At 36.1% G+C, this 15419-nt stretch carries 11 protein-coding genes and 1 pseudogene; 8 read left to right on the top strand and 4 right to left on the bottom strand.

Annotated elements, in window-relative coordinates:
- The first annotated feature begins 288 nt into the window (after positions 1 to 288).
- The 5 genes from nagE to Q9306_RS15505 all read left to right on the top strand — a co-directional run bounded on the left by nagE (position 289) and on the right by Q9306_RS15505 (position 6076).
- Complete coding sequence (gene nagE, locus Q9306_RS15525; protein ID WP_306200023.1) at positions 289 to 1788, top strand: N-acetylglucosamine-specific PTS transporter subunit IIBC; 1500 nt, start codon at positions 289 to 291, stop codon at positions 1786 to 1788.
- Positions 1789 to 2385: 597 nt separating this feature from the next.
- A complete protein-coding gene (locus tag Q9306_RS15520; RefSeq protein ID WP_306200020.1) occupies positions 2386 to 2748 on the top strand; it encodes a VOC family protein in 363 nt (120 codons plus the stop codon).
- Between the two features lie 310 nt (positions 2749 to 3058).
- Positions 3059 to 4231 (top strand): serine hydrolase domain-containing protein, encoded by a 1173-nt coding sequence (locus Q9306_RS15515; RefSeq protein WP_306200017.1) that lies wholly within the window; start codon positions 3059 to 3061, stop codon positions 4229 to 4231.
- 368 nt (positions 4232 to 4599) lie between these two features.
- Positions 4600 to 5007, top strand: a complete 408-nt coding sequence (locus tag Q9306_RS15510; RefSeq protein ID WP_306200015.1) for a nitrous oxide-stimulated promoter family protein — start codon at positions 4600 to 4602, stop codon at positions 5005 to 5007.
- Between the two features lie 250 nt (positions 5008 to 5257).
- Positions 5258 to 6076 carry a sugar ABC transporter ATP-binding protein gene (locus Q9306_RS15505; protein ID WP_306200012.1) on the top strand — a complete coding sequence of 273 codons (819 nt, stop codon included), beginning with the start codon at positions 5258 to 5260 and terminating at the stop codon, positions 6074 to 6076.
- Between the two features lie 277 nt (positions 6077 to 6353).
- Here Q9306_RS15505 and pyk read toward each other — a convergent pair.
- Positions 6354 to 7763: pseudogene (gene pyk, locus Q9306_RS15500) on the bottom strand (pyruvate kinase); the annotation flags it as partial.
- A 479-nt stretch (positions 7764 to 8242) separates the two neighbouring features.
- Here pyk and pflB point away from each other — a divergent pair.
- From pflB to Q9306_RS15485, 3 genes are all read left to right on the top strand, one after another.
- The gene (gene pflB / locus Q9306_RS15495; RefSeq protein WP_306200008.1) at positions 8243 to 10492 is read left to right on the top strand and encodes a formate C-acetyltransferase; all 2250 of its coding nucleotides are present in this window, start codon (positions 8243 to 8245) and stop codon (positions 10490 to 10492) included.
- 66 nt (positions 10493 to 10558) lie between these two features.
- Positions 10559 to 11290: a pyruvate formate-lyase-activating protein gene (pflA, locus tag Q9306_RS15490; RefSeq protein WP_306200005.1), complete on the top strand. Its 732-nt coding sequence runs from the start codon at positions 10559 to 10561 to the stop codon at positions 11288 to 11290.
- Positions 11291 to 11701: 411 nt separating this feature from the next.
- Positions 11702 to 12865: a diglucosyl diacylglycerol synthase gene (locus tag Q9306_RS15485; protein WP_306200002.1), complete on the top strand. Its 1164-nt coding sequence runs from the start codon at positions 11702 to 11704 to the stop codon at positions 12863 to 12865.
- A gap of 382 nt (positions 12866 to 13247) precedes the next feature.
- On the opposite strand, the gene Q9306_RS15480 is transcribed toward Q9306_RS15485, so the two are convergent.
- The 3 genes from Q9306_RS15480 to Q9306_RS15470 all read right to left on the bottom strand — a co-directional run bounded on the left by Q9306_RS15480 (position 13248) and on the right by Q9306_RS15470 (position 15373).
- Positions 13248 to 13370, bottom strand: a complete 123-nt coding sequence (locus Q9306_RS15480) for a YfhE family protein (protein WP_098918427.1) — start codon at positions 13368 to 13370, stop codon at positions 13248 to 13250.
- Between the two features lie 70 nt (positions 13371 to 13440).
- On the bottom strand, positions 13441 to 13998 hold the full coding sequence (locus Q9306_RS15475; protein WP_306199997.1) for a GNAT family N-acetyltransferase: 558 nt from the start codon (positions 13996 to 13998) through the stop codon (positions 13441 to 13443).
- 250 nt (positions 13999 to 14248) lie between these two features.
- Positions 14249 to 15373 carry an amidohydrolase gene (locus Q9306_RS15470; RefSeq protein WP_306199994.1) on the bottom strand — a complete coding sequence of 375 codons (1125 nt, stop codon included), beginning with the start codon at positions 15371 to 15373 and terminating at the stop codon, positions 14249 to 14251.
- Between the last annotated feature and the right edge of the window lie 46 nt (positions 15374 to 15419).

The raw sequence follows: 15419 nt of genomic DNA, 5'->3' as shown, positions 1-15419 counted from the left end.
GGAATGATAAAATGAAACTTCTATTCATTTCCTTTGTATAAAGGAAATGAATAGAAAACCCTTTTTTTAGGTGGTCGAGAGCGTCTGGCCATGCATAGAAGCGGTCAGTGCCTTTTCCTGCCCCGTGCGATGTTTAAAACAAAAGGAAAATAAATTTATAAAAAAATTGAGTATAATAACTACACATCTATACAACTATATGTTATTATGTTTTTGTAATAGAAAGCGTTTTCTAAAACATGTTTATTATTGGTAACGATTTCATAATTTTGGATAGGGGGAATTTAGATGTTCCAGTTTTTACAACGTATTGGTAAAGCGTTAATGCTCCCAATTGCAGTGTTACCAGCGGCAGGCCTATTGCTTCGCTTAGGGCAGCCTGACGTATTTAATATTCCTGTTATGGCGCAAGCCGGTGCAGCGATTTTTGATAACTTAGCACTTATTTTTGCAATTGGTGTTGCAGTTGGTTTGTCTGTTGATGGAAGCGGTGCCGCAGCTCTTGCAGGTGCGATTGGTTATGAGGTTTTGAAAAATACGACTGATACTTTAAGTAAAGGGTATTCAGCGGCAGAGTTAAACGATAAATTAAATAGTGTGCAACATTTAGTTGGTTCTGTGGATCCATCTAAAATGGCAGATACTTTAGGACAGGTTGCGAAAGCGGCAACGTTAGCACCGAAAATTAATATGGCTATTTTAGGTGGTATTATTGCGGGTGTGGTTGCAGGATTGTTATATAATAAATTCCATAAAATTAAATTACCAGAATGGTTAGGATTCTTTGCTGGTAAGCGTTTTGTACCGATTATTACAGCTGTAGTGATGCTCCTGTTAGGTTTGGTATTTGGACAAATTTGGCCAACAATTCAAAGCGGTATCGATGCAGTAGCGCATGGCATCGTTAACTTAGGGGCAATTGGTGCAGGACTTTTTGGTCTATTAAACCGTTTATTAATTCCAATTGGTTTACACCATGTAATGAACACATATTTCTGGTTTGTATTTGGTGACTTTACAAATGCAGCAGGAAATGTTGTAAATGGCGATATCGCTCGTTTCTTTGCAGGAGATCCAAGTGCGGGTATGTTTATGACAGGTTTCTTCCCAATCATGATGTTTGGTTTACCAGCAGCATGTTTTGCGATGATTGCAGCAGCAAAGCCAGAAAAGCGTAAAGCAGTTACAGGTATGTTAATTGGCCTTGCCTTAACTTCATTTTTAACTGGTATTACAGAACCAATTGAATTCTCATTCATGTTCTTATCACCAGTATTATATGGAATTCATGCTGTATTAACAGGTCTTTCTTTATTTATAACAACAAAGCTTGGCATTCACGATGGTTTCTCATTTAGTGCTGGGGCAATTGACTACGGTATTAACTTCGGTATTGCAACAAAACCAGTATTATTAGCAGGTGTCGGCTTAGTTTACGCAGCAATTTATTTCTTCGTATTCTATTTCTTAATTAAGAAATTAAACTTAAAAACGCCTGGTCGTGAAGATGATGATGAGTTATTAGAAGAAGGAACAATTACAGCGGGTGAAGCTGGTTCCATCGGTGAAACGTATGTCGCAGCATTAGGCGGAAAAGAAAATTTAGCTGTTATTGACAACTGTGCTACTCGTCTTCGCCTGCAAGTAAAAGATGCAAACTTAATAAATGAACAAGCATTAAAGCGTGCCGGTGCAAAAGGTGTTATGAAATTAAGTGATACAAGTGTACAAGTTATCGTTGGAACAAACGTTGAGTCTGTTGCTGATGATATGAAAAAGCACGTATAAGGAATATGAAAACCCTTATTGATAAAAATTAACGGGTTTACTTTAGAGGCGCAAACAGTTATAAAACAAGCAAAAGCGTATTAGAAATCATATATGATTTCTAATACGCTTTTTTGTTGTAATATCAATGTTTATATGAAATTTCTTCTTCATTTAACAAGCTAATTCGCATAAGAAAACGCACAATTGTATCGTGAAGGATATTGAACCAGATTATGCTTTTCACAAACAGTGATGTATGAATGAGGACTTCACTCTCTTCGATCATCTTGCGCACCTACTATAACTTTTGTTTGACAATGAAAACTAAGGGCAAAGAAAAATTAACTCCTGCTCAACAATTAGAATTAACTAACAAACAATTTACACTCAACGATATACTCCATTTCAAGTAAAGGCGACTTTTCATTAAGATATGGATTCTTATGATAAGTATCATATGAAACATAAGAAATACTTATCGAATATTATAATAAACGTATATTATACTTATTGTATTTGTGATGTAAAATAAAAGAGTAGTTGGAAAATATTCCTAAAAGAATTTATGATAGTAGAAAACGTTCTTAAATTTCGATTCATAATGGGGGAGATTATATGATTCTTGGTTTACATCACGCTCAGATTACCATTCCAAAAGGTGCTGAAAAAGAGGGGAAAGATTTTTATTGCGGAATTCTCGGTTTATCTGAGACAGAAAAGCCCGAATCACTAAAGGGGCGCGGAGGATTTTGGCTAAAAGTCGGAGATAGAGATGTACATATAGGTACAGAAGATGGTTTTGACCGTTCAAAAACAAAAGCTCATTTAGCTTATCAAGTCGATGATATCTCACACTGGAGAAATGTGTTAGAAAAAAACAACATTCAAATCCTTGAAGGAGTACCAATACCAGGCTTTGAACGTTTTGAGTTCAGAGACCCATTCGGAAATAGAGTGGAAATGATTCAAGCAATTTAGATGCTAAATAAAGTGAAACTTCCATCAGTGGGGGTCTTACTGCCCGTTAGTGCGGGATAAAATTAAAATGACAAAGAGCTTAGGGAATTCTCTAAGCTCTTTGTGTGTGATTTGTACTGTGAATTCATTTGATATTGATATGCGATTTATAATAAGAAACGGTATGTTTTTTCATTACAAATATAACGGCTATCTTGCATTTTTGGTGCTCTTTTTTATTTTTTTGTGCATAGCATTGGTAAAATACTGGTTGCGTGATAAAGTAAGATGTGAAATGAGCAACTATGTGAAAAGGCAGGTTTTTATTGCTATGAAATCTCGCAGACCGATTGTATATATAAAACGAACGATTATTCTCAGTCTGTTGTTTGCCCTTGTCTATTGGGGGTATGCGAAAACTACTTCCCACGATAAAGAAAAGGCAACTTTGCAAGCGATGAAAGAAGAAAAAAAAGAAGTAAAGAAAGAAGAAGTAAAGAAAGAAGTTGTAGAGAAACCAAAAGAAGAAGTGGTAGTGGAGCAACCACCGCAAGAAATCAATAATAATGCCCAATTAGATGAGTATATGAAGAGTAAAAACTTTAGCGGTACAGCGGTTGTTGTGAAAAATGGAAAGGTTCTTTTGAACAAAGGATATGGACTTGCCAATCAAGAAAAAAATGTTGCTAATAATTCAGAGACATCCTACTATATTGGTTCCATTACAAAAGCTTTTGTCGCAACTTCTATTATGCAATTGAAAGAACAAAATAGGTTAAACATAGAAGATACTGTCGCGAAATATATTCCTGATTTTCCAAGGGGTGGGGAAATTAAATTAGTACACCTTCTTACGCATACGTCAGGGATTCCAGAGTACAGCGAAGGATCAGCGGATATCACCCATGAGGAATTAATTAAAAGAATAGGAAAGCAAAAATTGGCATTCCCACCCGGATCGAAATGGAAGTACTCCGATTCTAATTATTCCGTGCTTGCGTATATTGCCGAGAAGGTGAGTGGACAACCCCTTCAAGATTATATTCAAAAGAATATCTTTGAAGTAGTCGGTATGAAACGCTCAGGATTTGGTGATCAATTTCAACAAGGAAAATACCCATCTACTGGTTATAAAATTGTAGATAATAAAATGACAACACCAGCTTTACCAAGTATGTCGCAATTATTTGGCTGCGGTGATATATACACAACTGCATATGATTTATATTTATTTGATCAAGCTTTATTTACTGGAAAGCTGATTTCAAGTGATAGTTATCATCAAATGTTTACAGCAGTTAAAAAGGATTATGGTTTTGGTTGGTATGTGGACCCTGGTAGTTACTCAAATCATGGTGTGATGCCAGGATGGAATTGTTTAAATAGTTTTAGTAAAGATGGAAATACGTATGTTGTGTTATTATCAAATATTCAAAATAACATTAAGTCGTTTGGCGTTGTAAGCAATGATATTTATACGATGGTGCGGCATGTAGAAGGTTAGAAAGCTATCTTACGAGATAGCTTTTTTTATATCTTTTTATGGGGATTTTTGTAAAAAAATATAAACATAAAAACATCTTCCTTTTGGGCGGGCAAGAGCATCTGGCTATGCATGGAAGCGGTCAGTGCCTTTTTCTGCCACGTGCGAGGTTTAAAACAAAAGGAGGAAGCGAGAGTAGGTTATGTTGTATTTAGCATAGCCGCGACTCATATACGATGCCCAGAATATCAAAGACTGTCTTTTTCTCAAAGTACTACACTACATTTATTTAAGTCTTAATGTGTTTGCTTTTACTGTTGGTTATGATTGGTAGGGACATTCTCCATTAATAATTCGTAGGAAAGAGATAAACATTAGAAAAACTGTCAATGAAAATTCATGTAAACCCTCTAAAAAAGTCTTACAATCAAAGCAGAGAGACTTTGGAACGGGAGGCACTAGTCATGAATCGAATTGAACGTGAAGAGAAAACAATTAGCATTATGATTGATATGTATTGTAAAAACGAACATGAAAAAGATACTATATGTGAAGAATGTCAGAAGTTAAAAGAGTATGCTTATTTTCGTTTATCAAAATGTCCATTTCAAGAGAAGAAGCCAGCATGTCAAAATTGCAAAATTCATTGTTATAAACCAGATATGAAAGATTCCGTTAAGGATGTTATGAAGAAGAGCGGACCGAAAATGATTTTAAAACATCCATATTTCGCGGTCATGCATATTGCTGACACAATGAAGAGGGCTCCTGACTTACCGAAAAGAAAAAAGAGCTAAAAGAAAAAACGGGTTGTCTAACAAGCCCGTTTTTTCTTTTATTAACGACGTACCGCCAGCATTGTGATATTTTGTTGGCTGCACCCTAGTAGAATTATAAAATTTTCGTTTAGGGGATGATCCAAAACCTTAGCTTGATGGGCATATGGCGGTACGCCTATAGTGAATAAACATAATATATGTATGTGTTTGGAAAAAGCATGCGAAAATGAGATAATAATAAAAATATGTAAAAAATAAGGAGGAAAAAATGGGGGTCCATGAGCACCATGCCAGGAATGGAAAAAGGTTATTTCTTTTTTCTATTTTTATATTTTTAGTTGCTATTATAGCGTTTATTCTTGATTATACACGAACGCCGCATTTCCAGTGGAACAAAGACACGATGCCTTTTATTAGTATGATTATAACGGCCTGCCTGCTTATGATTTATAGTTTTGTAGAAAGAGAGAGGGCGAAGAAAATTGGCGCAACAATTTGTATCGAAGGGACATCGTCGCTCTTGCATCACCATCGATTCGTTGTACGAAGAGAGGTATCTTTCGTAACCACTGTTACATACTTTTCGATGGATGGAAATACAATGGCTATTTTAAAAGAAGAATATGAAACAAACCTGCAAAGACTATGGAAAATTTTCATATCATTTATTTTGAACGCATTGATTGAAAAACGCTTTGTTTTGTATAACGAACTGGGTGAAGCGATGCTGATTGTAAAACAAAAAGCAGGCATGTCCTTTTCTTATACGTTTTATGACTTGGCAGGGAATAAGATTGGTGGATTGAAACAAATCTTAAGTTTAAAAAAGTTGAAGTGGCTCTTACTGTCTGAGCATGATGAAGAAATTGGTGAAATTACTGGAGATTTGTATGCGAATATTCAAAAGGGACAATGGAATGATGGTAGTTCTATTGAAGTAAAAGAAGATGCAATTCCGGTAGAAGCGATTGAATATTTTTCGGCTAGCGGCGGCTCGCTTGTTAATTTATCAGTGGTGGAAAAACCGATGTACGAGAAAGCTCTGTATTATGCGATAGCTGCAATATTGACGTTGAAAAATAGTTAAACATGGTAAAACAAAGGAAGGCAGATGACATCGTGCATCTGCCTTTTTTACTCAACTAGTAGATAGGGGAATATTTATATAAATTCATTTTAATTTTTTGTCATAAAAATCGCGGTTATGCAAAATACAACATATCCTCATTTTCTCCCTTTGTTTTAAAACCTGGCATGAGGCAGAAAAAGGCCCTGACCGCTTCTACGCGCGGCCAGCTGTTCTCGTCCTCCTAAAAAGAAGAGGGGTTTATTGTTTTTTAGCTTATATAAGTCTTTCTTTACTTCACAACCTCAATTTTTAACAGATTTGTTGTGCCGCGTTCGTTAACAGGAATGCCTGCTGTTACGATGATGATATCTTGTGAAGAGACAAGTTGTTGTTCTTTAACGTTACTTATTGCTTGTTCAATTACTTCATCTGTCGTTTGTTTTGGGGTGGTGAAAAATGGGTGTACGCCCCATACGAGTGCAAGTTGTTGCATCACGTATTGTTCAGATGTTGTTGCAATAATCGGAGTGTGCGGACGGTATTTGGAAATCATTTGTGCTGTATAACCGCTTTTCGTTGGTGTTAAAATTGCCTTTGCTTGTAAAGAATAAGCCGCTTGGACAGCAGCAGCTCCAATTGTTTCTGTTATTTGTTTGTGGTCATTGTGAAGTGATTGCGTTTGGTTTTGGAATAAAGAAGACTCTTCTACTTGCAGAGCAATTTTATCCATCATTTGTACGGCTTCTATTGGATATTCACCGGCAGCTGTCTCTCCTGAAAGCATAATCGCATCTGTTCCATCAAAGATGGCGTTTGCTACATCGGATGCTTCCGCTCTTGTTGGTCTTGGATTTCTTTGCATAGAATCAAGCATTTGTGTTGCTGTAATGACTGGTTTTCCGAGTAGGTTACAAGTGTGAATCAACTCTTTTTGAATGATTGGTACATATTCTGCTGGGATTTCAATCCCCATATCACCGCGTGCAACCATAATCCCATCTGCAACTTCTACAATTTCATTTATATTATCAATTCCTTCTTGGTTTTCAATTTTTGCGATGATACGAATATGCGAGGCGCTATGCGCTGCTAATATATCGCGTACTTCTAAAATATCCGCAGCTTTACGGACAAAAGAGACTGCGATGTAATCAACCTGTTGCTGGACGCCAAACAAAATGTCTTGTTTATCTTTTTCAGTAATACCTGGCAAGCGGATTTTTACATTTGGTACGTTTACACCTTTATGATCTTTAATGATTCCGCCGTGTATAACTTTCGTTTGTAATTCACCATTATTTTTTGTTGTTACTTCTAGCTCTAATAAGCCATCATCGAGTAATAGATGAGATCCTACTTCTACATCATCATATAGGCCTTCATAAGTGACAGAAAAACGTTTAGATGTTCCGAGCACTTTTTTCATGGAAACAGTAACTGTTTCCCCTTCAAGTAATTTTGCTTGTCCCCCTTCAAATTCATCTGTACGAATTTTGGGTCCTTTAATATCTTGTAAGAGTGCAATGTTCTTTTTGGAGGCTGCTGCAGCTTTTCGGATTGTATTGATCCGTACTTGATGTTCTTCGTGCGTTCCATGAGAGAAATTTAACCGAGCCACATTCATTCCAGATTCCAGTAAAGAAAGCAATGTTTCGTATTGTTCACTTGCAGGTCCAATCGTGCAAACGATTTTTGTTTTTCGCATATCAAATTCCTCCTATTTATAGAAGTATCACTTTAATATGTTTGCACAGGGGTGTGTACTTCATGTATAGGTATGTGATTTGTTTTATTTAATGACAAAAGATTTGCTTGGTGTATGATGAAGGACGTAAGAGAGAATGAAAAAAGGTGTACCAAACAGGTACAGTTTTTTTTATTCTGTTTCAAAAATAATATAACAGAATGGATTTTTAGAGTATTACAGTTTGCGATAGGTATGACTCTTATATTACAGGGGATGATTCCTTTATTGGAATTCAAAATAATAAAATTACTAAAATAGGGTTAATTTAACAATGTTTCTAGTGACGTTTTCACTATGTCAATAGTGATTTGCTCAACTATTCACAAACATGTCACAACTTAAACGTTCACTTTTTCGAAAAAGTAGTATCCTAAATACGTAAGCTGTTATATACAAAATCTAAGTCCTGTACTAATCATAAAATGGAGGAGATTAGGATGACTGAAGTATTAGAAAATGTAAAAAACGCATGGGAAAACTTTAAAGGTGAAAAGTGGAGAGCAGAGATTGATGTTCGCGACTTCATTTTAAATAACATAAACGTTTATGAAGGTGATGATACCTTCTTAGCTGAAGCAACAGAAGCGACGAAACAACTTTGGGATCAAGTAATGGATTTAACAACACAAGAGCGTGACAATGGCGGCGTCCTTGACATGGATACAGAAATTGTTTCTACTATTACATCACATGGTCCAGGATATTTAAATAAAGATATTGAAAAAGTAGTTGGTTTCCAAACTGACAAACCATTCAAACGTTCATTACAACCATTCGGTGGTGTTCGTATGGCAGAGCTATCTTGTGAAGCTTACGGATACGAAATGGACAAAGAACTAAGCCGTATTTTCAGAGACTATCGTAAAACGCATAACCAAGGTGTATTCGATGCTTATACTCCAGAAATGAGAGCAGCTCGTAAATCAGGCGTTATTACAGGCCTTCCAGATGCATATGGCCGTGGTCGTATTATTGGTGACTACCGCCGCGTTGCATTATACGGTATTGATCGCTTAATCGAAATGAAAAAAGCAGATTTAAACTTAACGAGCAGTGTAATGAGCGAAGAGACAATTCGTTTACGCGAAGAGTTATCTGAGCAAATGCGTGCCCTTCAAGAATTAAAACAAATGGCAGCTTCTCATGGTTTTGATATTTCTAAACCAGCAACAAATGCACAAGAAGCATTCCAATGGTTATATTTCGGTTATCTTGCAGCAATTAAAGAGCAAAATGGTGCAGCAATGAGTCTTGGCCGTACATCTACTTTCTTAGATATCTATGTTGAAAGAGATTTAGCAAACGGTACATTAACAGAAGAAACAGCACAAGAAATTGTTGACCACTTCATTATGAAATTACGTCTTGTGAAATTCGCAAGAACACCTGATTATAATGAATTATTCTCTGGTGACCCAACTTGGGTAACCGAATCTATCGGTGGTATTGCACTTGATGGTCGTCCATTAGTAACGAAAAACTCATTCCGTTTCTTGCATACATTAGATAACTTAGGACCAGCTCCAGAACCAAACTTAACAGTTCTTTGGTCTAAACAATTACCAGAGAACTTTAAAAACTACTGTGCGAAAATGTCTATCAAAACATCTGCAATTCAATATGAAAATGATGACATTATGCGCCCAGAATATGGTGATGACTACGGTATCGCTTGCTGTGTATCTGCAATGAAAATTGGTAAACAAATGCAATTCTTCGGAGCACGTGCAAACTTAGCGAAAGCATTATTATATGCGATCAACGGTGGTAAAGACGAAAAATCAAAAGCACAAGTTGCACCTGAATATGCACCAATTACTTCTGAAGTATTAGATTATGAAGAAGTTATGCGTAAATTTGATGTGACAATGGAATGGTTAGCAGGTCTTTACTTAAATACATTAAATGTAATTCATTACATGCATGATAAATACAGCTATGAGCGTATCGAAATGGCACTTCATGATACAGAGATTATTCGTACAATGGCAACAGGTATCGCAGGATTATCTGTAGTAGCTGACTCTTTAAGTGCAATTAAATATGCGAAAGTAAAACCAATTCGTGATGAAAATGGTATTGCTGTTGATTTTGAAATCGAAGGAGATTACCCTAAATACGGTAACAACGATGACCGTGTAGATGAAATGGCAGTAAGCCTTGTAAAAACATTTATGAACAAGCTTCGTAAACATAAAACATATCGTAACTCTGTTCATACAATGTCAATCTTAACAATCACATCTAACGTTGTATACGGTAAGAAAACTGGTAACACACCAGATGGCCGTCGTGCTGGCGAACCATTTGCACCAGGTGCAAACCCAATGCATGGCCGTGATACAAAAGGTGCACTAGCGTCATTATTATCTGTTGCGAAATTACCATATGAACAGGCAAGAGATGGTATCTCTAATACATTCTCTATTATTCCAAAAGCGCTTGGAAAAGAAGAAGATGTACAAATTCGCAATTTAGTATCTATGTTAGATGGGTATGCTGTAAAAGAAGGACATCACTTAAATATTAACGTATTTAACCGTGAAACATTAATGGATGCAATGGAACATCCTGAAAAATATCCACAATTAACAATTCGTGTGTCTGGTTATGCGGTTAACTTCATTAAGTTAACTCGTGAACAACAAATTGATGTTATTAACCGTACAATGCACGAAAGCATGTAAGGAAAAAGTTTCCCTCTGTTTTTCATAAAGACAGAGGGGAGCTGTTTTAATAGAGGAGGAAGTAACATGGTAAAAGGAAGAATTCATTCTGTTGAGTCTTGTGGTACTGTTGACGGTCCTGGGATTCGTTATATCATCTTTACGCAAGGGTGTTTACTACGTTGTCAATATTGTCATAATGCGGATACGTGGGAAATTGGTAAAGGGAAAGAAATAACAGTCGAAGAAGTGATGCAGGATGTTACATGTTACATTCCTTTTATGGAAACTTCCGGCGGTGGGATTACTGTAAGTGGCGGTGAGCCGCTATTACAGCTAGACTTTTTGATTGAACTGTTTAAGAAATGTAAAGAGATCGGCATTCATACGACGATTGATTCTTCCGGTGGGTGCTATTCTGAAGATGAAGAATTCCAAAGAAAACTAGATATTTTGATGGAATATACAGATTTGGTATTACTTGACTTAAAACACATTGATTCAAAAAAACATCGCAAATTAACAGGAAAACATAACGAACATATTTTACAATTTGCTCGTTATTTATCAGATAAAAAGAAACCAATTTGGGTGCGTCATGTACTTGTACCTGGAGTTACTGATGGTACAGAGGACTTAGAAAAGCTCGGAGCCTTTATTCAAAGTCTTGATAATGTACAAAAGGTAGAAGTTCTGCCGTATCATAAGTTAGGGGTCTATAAATGGGAGGCACTAGGTCACAAATATCCTCTTGAAGGAGTAGAGCCTCCAACGGAAGAAAGTGTTCAAAAAGCAAAAAATATTTTAGGCGCAGTCTAATCCAATTGTGGATTAGGCTTTTTGCTTTCTTTCGATAAATAGTAGAGCAAAGATAAGGAAAAGAGTATACTTATATTATATAATGACTATTTTTGTAAAGAAATGATATGGATAAATTTACAAAAATGTAAAGGGAAAACGAAACAATAGAAAGAATTAAGAAATAGTGTAGTGCGTATCATGAAGTATAGACAAACGTCAAGTTATTGCGAAAGCAGTTATAGGAAAGTATAATGTTAAGATATGAGCAGATGGGATTAAGGGGTCAATAACATATGCTTTGTATATCCACGACAGGTACATATCCAGCGGAAATTCGTTGGAGTTCAAACTTGCAAAATTAAAAGGAAATTGTTTTTTATATTGTACATATGCAATATAAAGGACCGAAAAAGCTAGGAGTGGATTTGTTTGATTAAAAACCCCAAGGTTTTAATATTAACAGCACATTACGGTAACGGTCATGTACAAGTGGCAAAAACATTAGAACAAACATTTCGTCAAAGAGGACTTAAGGATGTAATTGTATGCGATCTTTTTAGTGAATCACATCCTGTCATAACAGACATTACAAAATATTTATATTTAAAAAGTTATACAATTGGGAAAGAGCTATACCGCTTATTTTATTATGGTGTTGAAAAAATTTACGATAAAAAAATTGCATCATGGTATGCCAATTTTGGTCGAAAACGTCTAAAAGCGATATTACAGGCTGAAAAACCCGATATTGTTATTAATACATTTCCAATCATTGCGGTGCCAGAGTTAAAAAAACAAACAGGTATTTCTATTCCTGTTTATAATGTACTTACTGATTTTTGCTTGCATAAAATATGGATTCACCGAGAAGTAGATCGTTATTTTGTCGCAACAGATTATGTGAAGAACATTATGATAGAAGTAGGGGTACCTGCTGAGCAAATTGTAGAGACAGGAATTCCGATTCGGAAAAACTTTGAAGCATCTGTTAATGTAGAAGCCCTGTATGATAAGTATAATTTGTCACGAGACAAAAAGATTTTACTTATTGTAGCAGGGGCGCATGGAGTGCTAGGAAGTGTAAAAGAGTTATGTCAGTCCTTTCTATCAGTTCCTAATCTGCAGATAGCCGTAGTTTGTGGGAAAAATAAAGCATTGCAGGAGGATTTGCTACAACTACAGGAAAGCAATCCAGATGCATTAAAAGTATTCGGTTATGTAGAGAATATTGATGAGCTGTTCCGTATTACCTCTTGTATGATTACGAAGCCAGGAGGAATTACATTAAGTGAAGCAGCAGCTTTGCAAGTACCTGTCGTTTTATATAAACCAGTACCAGGACAAGAAAATGAAAATGCGAAGTATTTTGAAAAACAAGGTGCAGCAGTTGTTATTCGTGAAGATCATGAAATCTTTCCGAAAACGAAAGAATTATTGCAAGATGATATGAAGTTATTGCAAATGAAAGAAGCGATGAAACGCATTTATCGTCCGGAACCAGCGTTTCATATTGTAGATTCGATTTTAGAGGAAAATCACGTGCGGATACATTCACCAGTACGTTCAGCAGCCCTTGTACAGTCTTTTACTTAATATAAGAGCCTCTTTTCTATCTGTAGAAGGAGGTTTTTTTCGTTTATGTATAAATCTATTTTCATTTTTCGATATTTTGTCTAGCTCTGACTCCTAAGCCCTCATGTCTAAGAACCTTCCACACGAGAAGGGAAATTGTTTGTAGAATTTTAAATTATCCACAAAAGAATTCGCTTTCAATATACAGTAAACTTAAAATATTAACAAAAGTATCCACAATATCCACAAGTTTTAGTAAGAATATCCACAAATCAAACAAATGCACTGTGGTTAAATTCCTCTTTTATAGGAGAGATATTCGAATTTATACACATTTTTCGATTTTTGTGGATAAAGTTTTCCACAAAAAAACTACCTCTTCTGAACAAGAGGTAGCGGTATGTTAATAAATTCCTTTTGGTTTATATCCAGCTGCACGATCTGCTCTTTTAAATTCACGTTGATAGAGAACTTCTTGTGTGCTAGATAATTTACTTTTCGTTTTTTCACGTCTTTTCTTATCCATTCTAGTTCACCTCATGTCATAAAGTCATTACCTATCGTTACCAATGACAGAGGGAGATATACATAGATTATTACGCTTCTTTTAAATGGTGAGCGTCTTGGAATGTTGCTTCGCGCATTGTGTGCAACGTGTATTGATCCTTTGGAATTTCATATAGGTTATATACTTCACCGTTTGCGTTAATTTGATCGTATACACATTTACGAGTTTCATTTGCTAGATTGACGTATGGTAGTTTTTCGGCAGCTTTAATAGAACGAGTATTTAATTTGCGAATTCGCATGAAAATAGTCTCAATATCTAATTCGTAGAAAAGCTCACTAAAGAAAGCGTCTTTCGCTGGTTTATTATAACCTTTTCCATGATACGGTTTACCGAGCCAAGTGCCAAGAAAACCTGCTTTTTCTTGGATGTCGAATAAAGTTATTGTTCCGATTGGATTTCCCCATTCATCAACAATTGTGCGTGAAATTAATTCTCCACGTTCTTCCGCTTCAATTGTTTGTTTTGTTAAAAACAAAAATTCGTCATAAGAAGACGCCTTTTGACGCACAAAGGGGAAGACATCAGGGTGCATCATCAAATCATATAGAACGTGGCTGTCATGTAGGTCACGTTTTTTTAACATACTATCTCCTCCTAAAAAGAGGGCAGCATGACGAAAAAAAACATCCCACCCTCGAAATTTTTATATAAAACTTTAAAAAATTTCGGGGTGGGAATCGAACCCACTAGAACCAGTCTATAATGCTGGTGGCGCACCATTTGCCTTCCCCATTCATCAATTTGAAATTACTCAACACGACACAAATTGATCATGGTTTCATTCAGTTTATAATCGTATAATACTTCATCTAGTCAAAAAAATAAACTAGTTTTTATGATTTTTTTGTATAGATAATTTTTCCATCTATCATTGTTAATACAGGCTTGGCTAAATAGTGAAAAGGGTGATGAGTCCATAGGACAAGGTCAGCGTCTTTTTTCGTCTCTATGCTACCAATTTTCTTTTCTAACCGTAAATTACGAGCGGGTAGAATTGTAATTCCTTCTAGAGCTTTATGTTCATCTAATCCTTCCCGAACGGCGATAGCCGCACAAACATTTAAATATTGAATGGGTGTATAGGGGTGGTCTGTCGTAATAGAAACTTCAATCCCATTAGTAGATAAAGTATGATATGTTTGCCAAGATTTGTTTTTAATTTCAATTTTTGAACGGCGCGTTAATGTTGGTCCGACGGATACTTTTAAATCGTGGCCTGCTAATTTATCAGCAATAAGATGGCCTTCTGTACAGTGTTCAATACGTAAATCGAGATTAAATTCCTTAGCGAAGCGAAGAGCAGATAAAATATCATCTGCACGATGAGCGTGGGCACGTATAGGAATTTCACGGTGGAGCGCTTGCAAAATAGGAATCATTCGAAAATCGGTATCATGTCCATAGTGCTTTGCTTCATAAAATGCTTCTCGAAGCATTCCCATAATTCCCATACGGGTAATAGATTCTTTGTTTCCGTTGCTATGCATTCGTTTTGGATTTTCTCCAAACGCAATTTTCAAACCAGCAGGTTCTTGAATGACCATATGATCAATACTATTTCCTGCTGTTTTAATGACGCATGTTGTTCCGCCAATTACATTTTGGCTTCCAGGCATAACATGCACGGTTGTAATGCCGCTTTGCACAGCATCTTGAAAAGCCACATCAAAAGGATGAATGCCGTCAAGAGAACGAATATGGGGTGTTAATACTTCTGCGGTTTCATTTGCATCATTTCCAGCCCAACCAGTTCCTTCATCATATAAACCAAGATGTGTATGCACATCGATAAAGCCTGGGAGAAGATGAAGGCCGCGTGCATCAATAACAATCATATCCTTGCTAGGTTCAATCAATCGTTCTAACGCAACGATTTTGTCATTCTCTACCAATACATCCCCTTGCAATTTAGGAGATGTAATGGGATAAACAGTCGCTTGCTTAAATAATGTTTTCATAAGAACCTCTTTAGCTTTCCTGCAAGTTTTTTCTAGCGGAATTTAG

This window comes from Bacillus multifaciens (genome assembly GCF_030756675.1).
GTDB lineage: Bacteria > Bacillota > Bacilli > Bacillales > Bacillaceae_G > Bacillus_A > Bacillus_A multifaciens.
This window is presented reverse-complemented; position numbering and strand designations above follow the sequence as displayed.

Bases quoted from the DNA above. Each gene is read 5' to 3' on its own strand.
- nagE (WP_306200023.1), top strand. From the start codon at position 289: ATGTTCCAGTTTTTACAACGTATTGGTAAAGCGTTAATGCTCCCAATT.
- Q9306_RS15520 (WP_306200020.1), top strand. From the start codon at position 2,386: ATGATTCTTGGTTTACATCACGCTCAGATTACCATTCCAAAAGGTGCT.
- Q9306_RS15515 (WP_306200017.1), top strand. From the start codon at position 3,059: ATGAAATCTCGCAGACCGATTGTATATATAAAACGAACGATTATTCTC.
- Q9306_RS15510 (WP_306200015.1), top strand. From the start codon at position 4,600: ATGAAAATTCATGTAAACCCTCTAAAAAAGTCTTACAATCAAAGCAGA.
- Q9306_RS15505 (WP_306200012.1), top strand. From the start codon at position 5,258: ATGGGGGTCCATGAGCACCATGCCAGGAATGGAAAAAGGTTATTTCTT.
- pflB (WP_306200008.1), top strand. From the start codon at position 8,243: ATGACTGAAGTATTAGAAAATGTAAAAAACGCATGGGAAAACTTTAAA.
- pflA (WP_306200005.1), top strand. From the start codon at position 10,559: ATGGTAAAAGGAAGAATTCATTCTGTTGAGTCTTGTGGTACTGTTGAC.
- Q9306_RS15480 (WP_098918427.1), bottom strand. From the start codon at position 13,370: ATGGATAAGAAAAGACGTGAAAAAACGAAAAGTAAATTATCTAGCACA.
- Q9306_RS15475 (WP_306199997.1), bottom strand. From the start codon at position 13,998: ATGTTAAAAAAACGTGACCTACATGACAGCCACGTTCTATATGATTTG.
- Q9306_RS15470 (WP_306199994.1), bottom strand. From the start codon at position 15,373: ATGAAAACATTATTTAAGCAAGCGACTGTTTATCCCATTACATCTCCT.